Below are 15,967 nucleotides of genomic sequence, written 5' to 3' on the forward strand. Positions count from 1 at the left end.
CATAACATATTAAAATTGTATTACAGATTAAGGAGGTCTTGCAATGAGATTGGACTATAAGACCGTAAAACAACAAAGTGAAACGGAAATCATTATTAACAAGTCTCGATTCATCACATCCGTGAAACGCACGGAAACGGAACAAGAGGCTCTCGACTTCATCCAGGAAATAAAACAAGCGCATCCATCGGCGAATCATAATTGCTCCGCTTACTTAATAGGCGAACACGACCAGATCCAAAAAGCGAATGATGATGGTGAGCCTTCTGGTACAGCCGGTTTCCCTATGCTGGAAGTATTGAAAAAGCAAGGTTTAAAAGATACAACCGTTGTGATCACCCGATATTTCGGTGGTATCAAACTCGGCGGCGGTGGCCTCATACGTGCATATGGACGTTCAACTTCAGAAGGGGTTGCAGCCGCCGGTACGGTTGAGCGCATACTTCATAGTACAATGCGCGTTACAGTCGACTACACATCACTCGGGAAAGTGGAAAATGAGGTGCGGCAATCCGCTTGGCCGCTTGAGCATATCGAGTACGGCGAACAGGTTACGCTTTTCATATTGGTCCCGATTTCTGACGTAGAAGTATTCCATACGTGGATTGCAGATTTAACGAACGGTCAGGGCGATATAATTGAAGGTGAACAGAAGTTCTTGGAGTTTTCTGTTTGAAAAGGTGTACGCGCTTCCGTAAAGATAGTATACTGTTGATAATTGAAACATTTTGCAGCTAAACAGCCCATTCGACAAGTATAGCAGTCGTTGTCATTTGACAGCATCTACTCCATTACGATGGAGTTCGACATTAAGGACGGATTAACGGAGGCTAGATGAAACATGAAGCGAAAAGAATATATAAAAGCGAAGAGGAGATCTTCAAAAACGAGGCTTGTTTTGAAGATAGGTCTCGTTTTGGCGATTGCGGCTTTTTTGACAGTTGCAGCCTACGGAGTCACACTTCACAAGAAGGCTGAACTCGCAGCAGATAGGGCGTACGAGCCGATTAAGGAGCGCACTTCCCGATCGAATGCAAAAGAAGACAACATCCAACCCGCAAAAGACAATGTATCGGTGCTGCTGATTGGTGTGGATGACAGCGACGACCGGCAGCAGGGGGATAGCAACAGCCGCGCAGATGCATTGCTCGTAGCTACGTTAAATCCGAAACAGAAGACGGTCAAACTGCTCAGTATTCCACGTGATTCTTATGTTTACATTCCAGAAGTGGATTATAAAGATAAAATCACGCATGCGAATGCGTACGGAGGAACAAAAGCAACCATTGAAACGGTTGAAGAAATGCTGGACATTCCGATTGACTACTATTTGAAAACAAACTTCAACGCGTTCATAGATGTAGTGGATGCACTAGGTGGAGTCGAAGTCGAAGTTCCCTATGAACGAATTGAAAAAGATGAAACGGATGCAGGGACGATCCATTTAATGCCGGGTCTTCAAGTATTAGATGGCCGTCATGCACTTGCACTTGCTAGAACACGGAAACTCGATAACGATATCGAGCGTGGGAAACGTCAGCAAATGATTATCCAGGCGATGATGGACCAAGCGAAATCTCCAGCTGCAATTACGAAATTCGGTGATGTCATCGATGCACTCGGAGATAACATTAAAACCGATATGCAGTATAGTGAGATGCTGTCATTCTTAGAGTATGCAAAAGGCGGAATACCATCCGTCGATATGTTAACTCTTGAAGGTGATGACGATTGGTCAACTGGCGTGTACTTTTGGAAATTGAATGATGAAGACCTCCAACAGAAGCGGTTGATTTTGCAATCCCACCTTGAACTGATTTCTTCTTTGGTACCAGATAAAGATGACGAAGCTTCCTCTGGAGATGCAGGAAATACGAATAATATCGTCATTTCTCCTACAACAGGTAGGGATGTTAATTAGTAATTAGCCAAGTGGACGCGTGAAAGGAGAATACTCCTTTCACGTTTTAATTTGTAATAACAACTAAAAGGCTGTCCTAGAGTAATTCTCTAGGACAGCCTTTTAAAATTATTTTCCAATCATGCGGACTAGGTTTAAAATTGGGCGGTAATTCGCCCCGGCAAGACCGATGATTTCGACAAACAATTCGATAGCGAGTAAGATGACGAATAGTAACAAGATCGCTCCCCATACCGTTGCTTGTGAGAACAGCACTGCTGCGATTCCGAAAAGAATGGCAATACCGTAAATGACAAGTACAGTTTGACGATGTGAAAACCCTGCGCGCAGCAAGCAATGATGCAAGTGGGATTTATCCGGCGCGGTAATCGATTGTTTCATGCGAATACGTCTGACAATCGCAAAGAATGTATCAGAAATCGGTACACCTAGCATAATAATCGGGATAACGAGCGATACGACGGCAACGTTCTTGAATCCGAGAAGTGCCAAAACGGAAATCATGAACCCTAAGAACAATGATCCCGTATCGCCCATGAAGATTTTTGCAGGATGGAAGTTGAATAGTAAAAATCCAAGTGAACTAGCCGCAAGGATTGCTGCTGTGACAAGTACAAACGTGTTTCCCATGATAAGTGCCATGACTGAAATGGAGATGAGCGCAATTGTCGAAACACCTGCGGCCAGACCATCCAGTCCGTCGATCAGGTTGATGGCATTCGTTACACCAACAATCCAAAGAATCGTAATAGGAATACTTAAATACCCAAAGTCAATTTGTCCGAGAAATGGTAAGTTTATGAAATCGATTTGCAGATGTCCAACAGTCATTACGACAATTGCGGCAACCAACTGACCTAATGCTTTCGCTTTCGCTGTAATTTCCAGCATATCGTCAAAGAACCCGATCGCGATGATGATTACGGCGCCAATCAAAATACCGGCAGCATGTTCATCTTTAGGCAGCAATATTGCATATCCGATTAAAAACGCTCCAAATATTGCAAGTCCTCCAATACGCGGCATGACCGCAGCATGGACTTTGCGGTAATTCGGTCTATCAACCGCCCCTATACGGAAGGCGAATTTTATGACAAGTGGAGTTAGTATGATGGCGCCGACAAACGCAGCCGCCATTGCAAGGAATAACATGTCCTTCCTCCCTGTAGTACTCAATTTTAGTTGAAGCCTACCGTATTATAACATGCCCACATAAAGAAAGCACTCTGTGAAACAATTTTTCTATGAGAAAACAAACCGGTTAGTTTTCAATACCCGTTATATATACGGTTTACGCCTATTATCTAACACGTTCTTTTATGCACTTCTAGTCTTTTCCGCTCTTGTTTGATAAAATAGAGTCGTGTCCGTCGAATGGACAATATAAAGGAGCGTTAACTATATGCTATCCATTTTCAGACGATCAAACCAAACCAGTGATCGACAACTTAAGAAATACCGGAAAACCGTCGATCGTATAAATAAATTAGAAGCGAATTATGTCGACTTATCCGATGACCAACTTGCTCAGAAAACAGTTGAATTCAAAGAACGCATTGCGAATGGCGAAACGGTCGAGTCCATTCTCCCGGAAGCATTTGCGATTGTTCGCGAAGCTTCAAAACGCGTTCTCCACATGCGTCATTTTGATGTACAAATGATTGGCGGCATGGTATTGACTGAAGGGAATATCGCTGAAATGCCGACTGGCGAAGGAAAAACATTAGTCGCCTCCCTTCCGTCTTATGTACGTGCACTTGAAGGCAAAGGCGTTCACATTATAACGGTGAATGACTATCTGGCACGTCGCGACTTCGAACAGATGGGACAAATCCATCGTTTCCTCGGACTAACTGTCGGATTGAACGTACCGATGATGCAAAGTTTTGAAAAGAAAGAAGCGTATGATGCGGATATTACGTATGGCGTCGGTACCGAGTTCGGCTTTGACTATTTACGCGATAATATGGCACAGCATATCAGCCAGAAAGTGCAGCGTCCTTATCATTACGCGATTATCGATGAAGTCGACAGTGTACTGATCGATGAAGCGAAAACTCCATTGATTGTTGCAGGTAAAATGCAAGCGGATGCGGATCTCCATATGATTGCAGCCCGCCTTGCTAAACGATTTGTACAAGGTGAGGATTTTGACTTTGACGATGAAACCAAGTCGACGTCATTAACAGAAACAGGCATTGAAAAAGTCGAAAAAGCGTTCGGTGTAGATAATTTATATGATCTTGAGCATCAGACACTCTACCATTATATGATTCAAGCGGTTCGAGCCCATGTGATTTTCAAGCGGGATGTGGACTATATCGTACGTGACCAGAAAATCGAATTGGTCGACATGTTCACCGGACGGATCATGGATGGACGGACGTTATCTGACGGACTTCACCAGGCGATCGAAGCGAAAGAAGGTCTTCCGATCACGGATGAAAACAAAGCTCAAGCACAGATCACGATCCAAAACTATTTCCGCATGTATCCAAGACTGTGCGGGATGACAGGGACTGCGAAAACGCAGGAACGGGAATTCCGGGAAGTCTACAACATGCAAGTCATCCAAATTCCGACAAACCGTCCCCACCAGCGTGTCGACCAAGAAGACTTTGTCTTTAAAACAATTGACCAAAAGTATAAAGCGATGGCAAAAGAAGTGGCTGAACGGCACAAAGCCGGACAACCCGTACTTGTCGGAACGACGTCAATTTTGCAGTCAGAAAAAGTGGTCGAGTATTTGGATGAACAAAAACTGGACTACAACTTGTTGAACGCGAAAAGTGTCGAACAAGAAGTCGAACTCATCTCAAATGCAGGTCAAAAAGGTCATATTACAGTTGCGACAAACATGGCAGGACGCGGAACCGACATCGTCCTCGGTGAAGGTGTTGAAGATTTAGGCGGATTGTTCGTACTCGGTACCGAAAAGCATGAAAGCCGACGGATCGATAACCAACTTCGCGGACGTTCAGGTCGTCAAGGGGACAAAGGGGAATCCCGATTCTTCCTATCTCTTGAAGATGACATGTTCAAGAGATTTGCAAAAGATGATATCGAGAAGTTCGAGAAGAAACTTGAAACTGATGAAAACGGACTCGTATTGAATAAAGATGTCAATGAACTGACGGAGCGTACTCAACGGATTGTTGAAGGCGCGCACTATTCGATGCGTGAGTATAATTTGAAGTTGGATGATGTCATCAACGATCAGCGCAATGTGCTATATGGATTGCGTGATAATGTATTGGAACGTAACGATGTGAATGGTCTCTTGCAAACGATGTTGAAAGAGACGACCGAGTTCGTTGTATTCGATAGCTGTCCAGAAGGTGAAACTCCGGACCAATGGGATTTCGAGCGCATCGAGCGCACGTTGAACTCGCTGCTCCGTACGCCTGTTGAATTGCCGCGGACATTTGAAAAACCATCGCAAATCGTCAAATTCTATGCTGAGCCCCTTGACGAATTGGTTGCATACATTCAATCATTTGAGGATAATGAGCAAGTGAACCAACTTATTCCACAAGTCATGCTCAGTCACATAGACACGATGTGGGTGAAGCATCTTGAAGTCATGACACGGTTGAAAGAAGGTATTGGACTTCGCTCCTATGGGCAGGAGGATCCGATGCGCATCTATCAGCGCGAAGGATTGGAACTCTTCGGGAAACATTACCAAAAACTGCGCCGGGATATTGCTTCTGAAGTCATTCACTTCATGAAAATCTTGACAGAACAGCAGCAACAACAATCACAGGAGGTTGACTCATGAAATTTCTTTCCATGTTTAAGAAGACCGAAAAGACAGGAAGCGACAGCACTATCGGCTCTGAAGAACTAATGGCCGGTACTGGCGGACCCGCTGGAGACGAGGTTATTGAAACAGCGCTATCCCTTCACCCCTCATGGGAATTGCCGCAAGAACAGGAATACGTATTCCGTTTTCTTGCAAACGAGCTGGAAGCTCTTAAACCAAACCAAATTTCATTGTCCGGAATAGATATTGACGTGGAACCAGCTACAGGTGAATTTTTAGTCAAAGCATTTTTCCGTTCTTCTCTGGACCAAACGATTACGATTGGTGAAGTGGAATTGATGCTGATGGATGAAGAAGGTAAAACACTTGGTTCTCAACAATTCGACTTGAGTGAACTTGGCGAAATGGCTCCACGCAGCGCACGTCCATGGGTGTTCGTCTTCACAAAAGAGAATCTCTTCGTTGAAGAGCCGCCTGCAGAAAACTGGAAACTTGCGTTCAACGTACAGTCCATGGTTCCACACAAGTTGGAACTTGAAGAATCTTGGGAAACAAGCCTTCCCGCTGAACAAAAAGCAGCGCTTGAAGAGGTTGTCGGCAACTTACCGAAGTTGAAACCACGCGAAGTGAACATCGCTGGATTCCAAGTCGGAAAACAAGACGATGGAAGTATCGCAGCGTCTGTGTTCATCCGCAACGGTCACTCGAAACAGATAAACATCGAGAAGCTGCCGCTTGAACTGATCGATGCGTCAGGTGAAGTCGTAGCAAGCGGTTCGTTTGATATCGGTTCACTTCCAGTGAATGCGAATACAACGAAACCATGGACATTCGTGTACCCAACAGAAATGGTGTCAAAAGAAGATCCCGATTTCTCCCGTTGGACTATCCGAGTTCCTCAGCAAAATGCATAAATGATCTATCCCCGTACATTCGGTTGTACGGGGATTTTTTTGCGTTCAGTAGTATTTGGATACAATGGGTTGAATTTTGCTGCATTATAAAGCAATAACGACATCTGGTAAAGAAACTCTCCCGTCTGTCGTTGAATCCATCCAAAAGTCGGACAATCGTCATGTCCTGATTCAAAACCCACTACTCTCGCCCATAAAAAAAGACTGCCCATTAGGACAGCCTTCCGTTCAATTCTTCTATTACAGTTTCAAATCAGTAATGACTACAACGTCCTGGTGATTCAGCAAATACGTCACTGGCCACTCAGTGGAGACTTCACCAGCGAAGAGTTTCTCGAGAGCTGCGCGTTTTTTCTCGCCAAAAGCAGCAACGATGAGTTTTTTCGCTTGCATAATCGAGGAAATGCCCATTGTTAATGCAGTTACAGGCATCGTTTCACCTTCTTTGAAATACTGGCTGTTCACCGCAATCGTCGATTCCGTCAGTTCGACAACGTGCGTCACAGAGTCTGGGGATGTCCCAGGTTCGTTAAATGCGATGTGCCCGTTCTCGCCGATACCAAGAAACTGAATATCGAGCGGGTTCTCTTTCAATAGTGTTTCGTAGCGCACACACTCCGCATCCAAGTCTTCAGCCATCCCATTTTCGATATGAGTTTCTTTGAATGGCTTTTCTGAGAATAGATGATGGTTCATATAGTACGCATAACTGTTTTCATGAGTAGCAGGAATACCGACGTATTCGTCCAAGTTAAATGCCGTCACATTTGTAAAGTCCAGATCGGATGCTCTCAGTTTTTCATAAACCGGCTCCATCGTACTTCCTGTTGCGAGCCCAAGTACATGTAAACGTCCTGCTTCCAATTCTTCGCGCACCAATCCACAAATTTTCTCTGCGCCTTGCTCCTTACTGTCAACCACGATTGTCTGTATATTCTTCATGTCTATCTCCCAACTTTCTTTAAAAGTCCTTTATTAATTGTAAAGCGTGATGCCCACCTGGTCAACAAACTGTCCCATTCTCACTGTTCGCTTTATTGCCATCTTACAACCTCTGAACTCCCCTATCATTTTCATATGACGATAATGTGGTGACTCTATGAACAAAGTGTGAACTTCTTACCTACTACGAAAGTATTAGGGAATTCCCTAGTATTTTAATTTCCTGGATTCAATATGATGAAAGTAGTTCTTATACAGTAACCAGACATCAAATGAAGGCGGTGAATAATATGGCAAAGAAGCACACTACCAACGATATCCCGGCGTCAGATTCCTCTTCCAATTTAAAAGGAACATTCATCATGGTAATGATGTTAGGACTCCTTATGGTCGGTTCATGGTTTGGCGCTTATTGGCTTTTCATTTCAAGATAACGAGAAAAGAAGGAGGCAGAGGTTATGCATCTGCACAAGTATGAGAAAGTTTGGCTCACGTTCGGTATGGCATCATTAGTTATTTTTCTTTTAATTATAGGTTTTGCAGCGTTTTGGAAAGGCACTCATCCACAAAGTCACTTGGAGACCATCGATCCGAACAATGTGGAAGCACACGATTCGTTCAAACCGGAAAACTTAGGTCTGACAGAAGTCGCAGACGGTAAATACAAAGTCAACATTGTCGCATCCGCATTTAACTATGATTTCGGTGTCGACAAGGATGAAAAACCTGTCAAAACAATCCGTGTCCCCCAAGGCTCCACAATTCTCTTTACAGCGACAACGAAAGACGTCGTTCACGGATTTCAGGTAGCCGGGACAAATGTCAATATGATGTTGGAACCGGGACACATCAGCCGGTTTGAAGCGGTCATGAAAAACAAAGGCGAATTCACGATTGTTTGTAACGAATACTGCGGCATCGGTCATCATCAGATGTTCGGAAAAGTAGAGGTGTATTAATATGGGTGCCACTGATAATAATTTGCGTCTCTTCCCGAAAAAAGATGCACGACTCTATATGTCTTTCATGTATGTCACGTTCGTTTCATTACTAGTTGGGGGTCTTATGGGACTGTTGCAGACATTTGTCCGTTCCGGAAGATTCACCCTTCCCTTCAACATTAACTATTACACGATTCTAACGGTGCACGGAGTCATTCTCGGACTCGTTTTGACCACGTTCTTCATCATCGGATTCCAGTTTGCACTTATGGGGAAAACAGTAGGAATTTCAGACAAACAGCGGAAAGTAGGCTGGTTCTCGTTCTGGATGATGCTCGTCGGTACTGTGATGGCGGCGGTCACAATCCTAGTTGGGCAAGCGAACGTACTGTATACATTCTATGCACCACTTGCAGCCCACCCGGCCTTCTATATCGGTCTTGCTCTCGTCATTGTCGGCAGTTGGATTTCTGCATTCACAAACTTCCGTCAGTTGTATATATGGAAAAAAGCACATAAAGGTGAAAAATCACCATTGCTTGCATTCATGGTTGTCATTAACATGCTCATGTGGGTTATCGCATCCCTCGGTGTTGCGATTGCCGTAGTTGTTCAGTTCATCCCGTGGTCACTCGGTTATACGGAAACGATCAACGTGCTCGTCAGCCGTACGTTGTTCTGGTACTTCGGTCACCCGCTTGTCTATTTCTGGTTATTACCCGCGTATATGGCGTGGTATGCAATCATCCCGAAAATCATCGGAGGCAAACTATTCAGTGATTCACTTGCTCGCCTAGCATTCATTCTGCTCTTACTGTTCTCGATTCCGGTTGGATTCCACCACCAATTGACAGAACCAGGGATTGACCCGACTTGGAAGTTCATTCAAGTAGTCTTGACATTCATGGTCGTCATCCCATCACTCATGACCGCTTTCTCGATTTTTGCAACGTTCGAGATTACAGGCCGCAAAAAAGGATTCTCTAGTCTTTTCGGCTGGTTCAAGAAATTGCCATGGGGCGATGTACGATTCTTCGCACCATTCGTCGGTATGGTGGCCTTCATCCCAGGCGGAATCGGCGGAATCATCAACGCTTCCCACCAGATGAACGCATTGGTCCACAATACGATCTGGGTCACTGGTCACTTCCATTTAACGATTGCAACAACTGTCATTTTGACGTACTTCGGTATTGCATATTGGCTAGTGCCCCACTTGACTGGTCGTCGCCTGACAAAGCAACTGAACAAACTTGGAATCATCCAAACAATCATCTGGTCAGTCGGTATGATGATCATGTCCACTGCGATGCATATTCAAGGTCTCCTCGGAGGACCGCGCCGTTCGGCATACTCTGAATACGCCGGTGGGGCACAGGTCGATACATGGATCGGCTATCAGCTTGCACAAGCTATCGGTGGTACGATTCTATTCGTCGGTATCTTACTTATGACATACATCTTCATCAAGCTTACATTTTTCGCACCTCGCGGAGTGGAGGAATTCCCAATCGCCGAAGAGGATGAAGACGCGCAAACCACACCGAAAGTACTTGAAAACTGGTATTTGTGGATTGGTATTACAATTGCGCTGATCGCATTCGCGTACACGATTCCAATGATTGATATTATTAAACACTCTCCACCAGGTTCCGTTCCATTTAAATGGCCAATCGGAAGAATGTAAAAAACATCCGGATTGTAAGCGACTATGCTTACGGTCCGGATGTTTTCTATTTAAGCAGGTCGTATGGGGAGATATAAGAATGGAAAACCAGGTGATGCAAGCAGCTGGCTGTTCAATTCTTCGATTGGTAACGGTCTGCTGAAATAGTAACCTTGGATTTCAAAGCAGCCTAGCTCTTCCAGTCTCTTCAACTGACCTTCCGTTTCGACTCCTTCTGCCACAGTGTGCATATGCAAGCTTTTCGCAAGAGTTAAAATCGCACGGACAATCGCACGACTTTTAGGATCGGTCTCTAAGTTCGCAACAAACTGTCGGTCCACTTTCACTTCCTGTATCGAGAAACGCTGTAAGTATAGGAATGCAGAGTATCCTGTTCCAAAATCATCAATTGAAATAGGGAACCCCATTTCCTGAACTTTTTTGATTTGAGTTTCCACTAAATCCGAATCCACGATTGCTACATTCTCCGTAATTTCGATAATCAGTTTTTTAGGATCCACCTCATAGTTACGCATGCATTCATCCAAGAACGTCGGAAAGTCAGCATGCAGGAAGTGTCTTGGGGAAATGTTCACCGAAATCGTCAATGCACCCATGCCCATCTGTTCCCAGCTTTTCAACTGCTGACACGCTTGACTTACGACCCATTCTCCAATTTGAATAATGAGTCCCGTCGTTTCTGCAATATTGATGAAGGCAGCTGGAAACAGCAAACCTTTTTCAGGGTGCTGCCATCGGATCAGCGCTTCGACCCCTGTCACTTTGTGCGTCAAACTTTCTACTTGCGGTTGATAAAATAGCCGGAACTCGTCCATGTCCAATCCTTTGCCTAAATTCATCTCCGAATGCATTTCCTCTTCCCACTGTTCAAACATAAGCGGGTCATAGACTGCACGGGTTTTCCGATTCCCCACTCTGAGAGAGGAATCGAGTGCGATTTTCGCCGCATGAATCCCTTCGTAAGCATCTTTCACATGCTTCGGATAGAGGGAGACCCCGTAACTGAACGTCAAAAACAACTCCTGGTCTTTAACCATAATAGGCTTTCGTAACTCGGAAAGAATATGCCCCATGGCGCTTTCATCTTTCTCCTGACCATCCCTATATTCAGAGTAAATGATGAAATGGTCAAAAGCGATTCTCGCAAAGTCCGAACCATCGGGGAAAAGCGAACGCAGCCTATTCGCTATCACTTTCAGAGAACTCTTTGTTCCTTCTGGGCCAAGAACACTTTGAATCGAAATGAATTGGTCAATCTTCATATATAAAAATGCCCCACAAAGCCCACTTTCCGTTTTACGTATTTTCTCATTCACTTTTTCAATGAATGCATTTTCATTGTCGATGCCTGTCACTAAATCAGTATAGGCTAATTCGTGGACACGGCTTTCCATCTCCAAACGGTTCAAGCGATCGAATACAAAAGACAACATGTCTGCACTTGCGGCGATAAACACTTCATCGAGCTTCGTCCAGTTGCGTCTTTCGATGGTTTCACAACAAAGCAGGCCGCCAATCCCCCGACTCATGATAATAGAGGCTTCGAGTAACGATGCAATCGGGGTTTCGTTGAAATAATTGAGCGGAAATGATTCAAGTGCCTCATTTGCAGCAATGTCTTCCACTACATTCACACGTGTTTTACCAATGGTTTCGAAATAGAGCTTTGCTTCCGTTGCGTCAAGTTGGCGAATGCTAGGAATCGCTACTGATTCCGCAGCGTACGTCAAATGCTCCGTGAGTATGGTTTGATCGTCATTGAACAGCCAAATACTCACGCGATCCGCCTTCATGATCATCGCTATATTTTCGCAGAGCTCATACAAAACATCTTTCATGGACTCCGGGGTAAGGTCCAATTGCTTAGCTTGTTTAAACAAATTCTGTTGCTGTTCCTGCATTCTCGATACGAATTCCCTAAGTTCTTCTTTAGAACGTTCCACGCTCAAGCACCTCCTCAAAAGGTTCCTCTAGTAATCTTTATATCGGCATGTATTGTGCTTTTATCATGATTCGAGTCATATCTTCATAATACCATGCTAATTCGACAAACCTATGTTATACCCTTCGGATTTTTCAGTAAAATCTGTACAATCTTTTTATAAGTTTGCTATACTTACACTGAATCACTATTCATTTTTAGGAGGTTGTGAGAGTGGTAATCGAATACGAAAAGGATCTTCAACACACTTGGGACGAAATTGAGCGCCAGCTGAACGATGATTCCGCGCCTATACAAGGGCTGAATGTAAGTTATGGATTTAATTTATCTGGGGACGAAACCGGTAAGTATGTATTGGTATTTGCAGATAACCAAGCAAGCGTGACTGCAAAAGAGACCGACGAGGCTGATTGTATGTTGACGATGAAAGTCGATGATTTCTACAAACTGCTTGCTGGAAAGTTGAACACAACGACCGCGTTCATGATGGGGAAACTGAAAGTGAAAGGCAGCCTCGGTCTTGCACTGAAACTGGAAAACATTTTGACGCAATATCGTTTTTAATCAATGAGAACAGGTAGTAACTTCAAGAAGCACCGTTTATCACTCAATTACAAGTAAAAAAAGACGCCTCCTCATAAATGAGAAGACGTCTTTCCTATTCATTCACCAATTAGCGTGCTGAGAATCCGCCGTCGATGACAAGTTCAGCGCCAGTGATGTAAGAAGCTTCATCAGAAGCAAGGAACATTACCGCGTTGCCTACGTCTTCAGGCTGTCCAAGACGAGCGAGTGGTGTCATTCTGATAAGTCCTTCAAGCGCTGCTTTTGAAGACTCAAGGTTTGCTACCATTGGAGTTTGGATAACGCCTGGGAATACTGCGTTTACGCGGATTCCGTCTTTACCGAACTCAGCTGCAGCTGCACGAGAGATCGCACGAACTGAACCTTTAGATGCTGAATATGGGTTGTAGCCCATACCAACTAGAGCTGTATATGAAGAAATATTGACGATTGAACCTTGTCCAGCTTCCTTCATGTAAGGAACTACTGCGCGCATACCAGCGTAAGTACCGAAACCGTTGATGTCATGCAGACGTTGCCAGTCAGCGAGTGTGATGTCTTCCATACCTTTTTCAGTAGAGATACCAGCACAGTTGATAAGGATATCAAGTTTACCGAACTTATCAGCAGCTGTTTTAACTGCTTCTGCCCAGTTGTCCGCATCTGTAACGTTAAGCTTCACGTAGTCAACGTTTTCAACGCCGTCCCATTTCGCTTTAAGAGCATCTGTGTTAATGTCTGCAGCAACGACTTTAGCGCCTTCTGCCGTGAACAATTTAACCATCATTTCGCCCATGCCTGAAGCTCCACCTGTAATAAATGCTACTTTATCTTGCATTCTACCCATTTAAACCGCTCCTTTGTATGTGTTTAATAAGTTTTAACATCTAAATAGTACTCCTATATTTCGCACATTGCAACAAACGGCTCTCCTCTACGGATATTTCAATTCTTCAAATAAATTACAACTCGCATTCACAAATCCCGCTTTGAAATCATGCGCTTTCAGACATCCAATTACGCTTTAAAACTTGCACATTTCAACGTTTCAGCAAGGATTTTCGCGCCAGTTATAAGCGCCTCCCGATTGAATGTCATCTCAGGATGATGCAAGCCGGGGCCAAGATCCGCACCAAGCCCGATCATCGTCGCTTTCAGCTCTGGATTGCGGATCGTATAGAAGTGAAAATCATCGCTGCCTGATGTGACAACGTCTTCCGCAAGGCCTTCTTCACCAAGGACGTCAAGGATACCCTCCCGTGCGATTGCGGCAGCTTCATCTGATACTTCGGCTGCCGGCGTATAGTCTGCCCATTTCAATTCGATTTCAGTCGTATAAAGTTCTGCAATCTGTTGAATACCGGTGTCGACCCGTTTTTTTAATTGTTGCAGCACATCATTGGACTGAGCACGGATGTCCAATCCGAACTTCGCTGAGCCGGGGATGATGTTGAGACTCTCTCCGCCAGCTTGAATGTTCGTCAATTTCACGGAATATGCTTCGTATGGCGAAAATTGAACGGTCTTCAAAAATTGTCCGATTGCCAGTAATGGATCAATCGCATTAACGCCTTGATGCGGACGCGCACCATGAGCATCGACTCCGCGAATCGTCCCTTCCACAAAATAAGCGGCACCGTGCCGAATCGCGGCAGATGCTTTTCCTAGCGGGAGCTCCTCTTGAGGTCTAAGATGGATGCCGAACATATAACTCACATCATCTACAGCTCCACGGTCAATCATCGCATTCGAGCCATTCCCTTTTTCTTCTGCAGGTTGGAAGACGAAGCGGATTCTGCCACCGAGCTCCTCGTCTTTCAAGTACGCAAGCGCCCCAAGCACCATCGCCATATGTCCATCGTGTCCACAGGAATGATTCGCTTGGTATACACCATTCACTTCTTGCCACAACGCGTCGATATCTGCGCGTACAGCAATGACACGATCCCCTTTCCCTATTTCGGCAACAGCTCCGGTTACATCTTCGAACGTCTTAAATGGAACGTCCATTTCAGTTAAAATACGACCGATTTCCTTAGTCGTTTCATGTTCTTTCCAACTCACTTCCGGATTTGCATGAAAATGTTCAAACCAATTCCTTATTTGTTGTGTGACAGCCATTCCCTTTTCCCCCTTTTAACGTGTGCGTTCTATTTCCCCATAGATCTTCAGCAATTTCTCCAAGATCATCTCGTAGGAATGCTCATGCACAATTTCTTCCCGCTTTGCGACATTTATCGCTCCATCACCAGAAAGTGCTTGAAGCAATCCTTGTTGAAGACTTTCCACTTCCCGCGCTGGAACCAAAATACCTGCTCCATCCGCTAACAAATAAGATAATCCGCCAACATCGGATGCGACAACTGGCGCACCTGCTGCCATCGCTTCAAGGGCAACGAGTCCAAAGCCTTCATGATAGGAAGGCAGAGCAAGGACATCTGCAGCTGCTAGCCATTCCGCAAGTTCTTTCTGTGTTTTTGTCCCTTCGAAGTGGATTCCTTCTATTTGATGGGTCGTGATGTACTCTTTGACCTCTTCGACAAAAGCTGCGGACTTTGCCGAGCCTACTAGCCGAAGTGATGCATCTGGTAACTGTTTCTGTAAAGCCGTGAATGCCTGCACTAACTCCAGCACCCCTTTTTCACGTATCAAGTTACCGATGAACAGGATGACCGGCTCATTCTCAGGCAACCCGAGTTCCTCCCGTATCGCAGCTCTTTCGAGAGGATGAAATACAGTCCGGTCCACCCCCATACTCATCACGGTTACATTTGTTTCGGACACTCCGAAGCTTGTCACAACTTCTTGTTTCAGGCGTTCCCCAACTGTAATTACGTGAGAGGCTTCCTGTAAAATGGTACGGGTGAGTTTAGCAATCCGTGGGCTCTTTTTCGGCATTTTGTCAATATCGCCGCCATGAAGTGTCACGACATACGGAAGTTTGAACAGGCGCTTTCCAACCAATGAAATATAACCTGTAGGAAATGCGTAGTGGGCGTGGGTCAAGGTTAAATTCTTCCGGTTCCCAACCAGATAAATGAGGGAACTGGCAAACCACTTCCCGTATTTCAAAAGAGCGTTCACTTTACCTGCTTTCGGATTATCAATCACTTGAATATCTATCACTACGCCAGAAGCTTTCAGTAATTCAACTTGGTTTTTAACGAAAATCCCATATGTCGGATGTTCGACAGATGGATACATGTTGCTGAATACTACAATTTTCTTCATGTCAGCCCCGTTCTGCCAGATTCATAGTGTCATGTCCCAGCATTTCAATTTGTTTGGTT

14 protein-coding genes are annotated in these 15,967 nt (G+C 44.7%); 8 read left to right on the forward strand and 6 right to left on the reverse strand.

Annotated elements, in window-relative coordinates:
- Window positions 1–43: 43 nt before the first annotated feature.
- Together H9659_RS11755 and H9659_RS11760 are read left to right on the forward strand one after the other, a co-directional pair.
- Window positions 44–676: a YigZ family protein gene (locus H9659_RS11755; protein ID WP_191690719.1), complete on the forward strand. Its 633-nt coding sequence runs from the start codon at window positions 44–46 to the stop codon at window positions 674–676.
- Window positions 677–841: 165 nt separating this feature from the next.
- The gene (locus tag H9659_RS11760; protein WP_191690721.1) at window positions 842–1,921 is read left to right on the forward strand and encodes an LCP family protein; all 1,080 of its coding nucleotides are present in this window, start codon (window positions 842–844) and stop codon (window positions 1,919–1,921) included.
- A 108-nt stretch (window positions 1,922–2,029) separates the two neighbouring features.
- Here H9659_RS11760 and H9659_RS11765 read toward each other — a convergent pair whose 3' ends face one another.
- On the reverse strand, window positions 2,030–3,073 hold the full coding sequence (locus tag H9659_RS11765) for a glycosyltransferase family 4 protein (RefSeq protein ID WP_191690723.1): 1,044 nt from the start codon (window positions 3,071–3,073) through the stop codon (window positions 2,030–2,032).
- Between the two features lie 250 nt (window positions 3,074–3,323).
- Here H9659_RS11765 and secA2 point away from each other — a divergent pair, with 250 nt between their 5' ends.
- Both secA2 and H9659_RS11775 read left to right on the forward strand, forming a co-directional pair.
- The gene (secA2, locus tag H9659_RS11770) at window positions 3,324–5,702 is read left to right on the forward strand and encodes an accessory Sec system translocase SecA2 (RefSeq protein WP_191690725.1); all 2,379 of its coding nucleotides are present in this window, start codon (window positions 3,324–3,326) and stop codon (window positions 5,700–5,702) included.
- Window positions 5,699–6,601 (forward strand): accessory Sec system S-layer assembly protein, encoded by a 903-nt coding sequence (locus H9659_RS11775; protein WP_191690727.1) that lies wholly within the window; start codon window positions 5,699–5,701, stop codon window positions 6,599–6,601. Before secA2 ends, H9659_RS11775 begins: the two co-directional genes overlap by 4 nt.
- A 240-nt stretch (window positions 6,602–6,841) precedes the next feature.
- Here H9659_RS11775 and H9659_RS11780 read toward each other — a convergent pair whose 3' ends face one another.
- Window positions 6,842–7,534, reverse strand: a complete 693-nt coding sequence (locus H9659_RS11780; RefSeq protein WP_191690918.1) for a glucosamine-6-phosphate deaminase — start codon at window positions 7,532–7,534, stop codon at window positions 6,842–6,844.
- 299 nt (window positions 7,535–7,833) lie between these two features.
- On the opposite strand from H9659_RS11780, the gene H9659_RS11785 reads away from it, so the two are divergent.
- From H9659_RS11785 to H9659_RS11795, 3 genes are read left to right on the forward strand one after another with little or no spacing between them, the layout of a single operon-like run.
- Complete coding sequence (locus H9659_RS11785; RefSeq protein ID WP_191690730.1) at window positions 7,834–7,977, forward strand: cytochrome c oxidase subunit 2A; 144 nt, start codon at window positions 7,834–7,836, stop codon at window positions 7,975–7,977.
- Between the two features lie 24 nt (window positions 7,978–8,001).
- On the forward strand, window positions 8,002–8,502 hold the full coding sequence (locus tag H9659_RS11790) for a cytochrome c oxidase subunit II (RefSeq protein WP_191690732.1): 501 nt from the start codon (window positions 8,002–8,004) through the stop codon (window positions 8,500–8,502).
- 1 nt (window position 8,503) lies between these two features.
- Entirely contained in the window at window positions 8,504–10,171 is a 1,668-nt protein-coding gene (locus tag H9659_RS11795; protein ID WP_191690734.1) for a b(o/a)3-type cytochrome-c oxidase subunit 1, read from the forward strand.
- Between the two features lie 50 nt (window positions 10,172–10,221).
- Here H9659_RS11795 and H9659_RS11800 read toward each other — a convergent pair whose 3' ends face one another.
- A complete protein-coding gene (locus H9659_RS11800; RefSeq protein WP_191690736.1) occupies window positions 10,222–12,114 on the reverse strand; it encodes a putative bifunctional diguanylate cyclase/phosphodiesterase in 1,893 nt (630 codons plus the stop codon).
- A 212-nt stretch (window positions 12,115–12,326) separates the two neighbouring features.
- On the opposite strand from H9659_RS11800, the gene H9659_RS11805 reads away from it, so the two are divergent.
- Window positions 12,327–12,677 carry an SCP2 sterol-binding domain-containing protein gene (locus H9659_RS11805; protein WP_318240726.1) on the forward strand — a complete coding sequence of 117 codons (351 nt, stop codon included), beginning with the start codon at window positions 12,327–12,329 and terminating at the stop codon, window positions 12,675–12,677.
- 109 nt (window positions 12,678–12,786) lie between these two features.
- Here the strand turns inward: H9659_RS11805 and H9659_RS11810 are convergent, their stop codons facing one another.
- The 3 genes from H9659_RS11810 to H9659_RS11820 all read right to left on the reverse strand — a co-directional run bounded on the left by H9659_RS11810 (window position 12,787) and on the right by H9659_RS11820 (window position 15,908).
- A complete protein-coding gene (locus H9659_RS11810) occupies window positions 12,787–13,524 on the reverse strand; it encodes an SDR family NAD(P)-dependent oxidoreductase (protein WP_191690738.1) in 738 nt (245 codons plus the stop codon).
- A gap of 170 nt (window positions 13,525–13,694) precedes the next feature.
- Complete coding sequence (locus tag H9659_RS11815; RefSeq protein ID WP_191690740.1) at window positions 13,695–14,798, reverse strand: M20 peptidase aminoacylase family protein; 1,104 nt, start codon at window positions 14,796–14,798, stop codon at window positions 13,695–13,697.
- A gap of 15 nt (window positions 14,799–14,813) precedes the next feature.
- Complete coding sequence (locus tag H9659_RS11820) at window positions 14,814–15,908, reverse strand: glycosyltransferase (protein ID WP_191690742.1); 1,095 nt, start codon at window positions 15,906–15,908, stop codon at window positions 14,814–14,816.
- Window positions 15,909–15,967: the final 59 nt, after the last annotated feature.

The sequence above is a fragment of the Sporosarcina gallistercoris genome (genome assembly GCF_014836415.1).
In the GTDB taxonomy this organism is placed as follows: Bacteria; Bacillota; Bacilli; order Bacillales_A; family Planococcaceae; genus Sporosarcina; species Sporosarcina gallistercoris.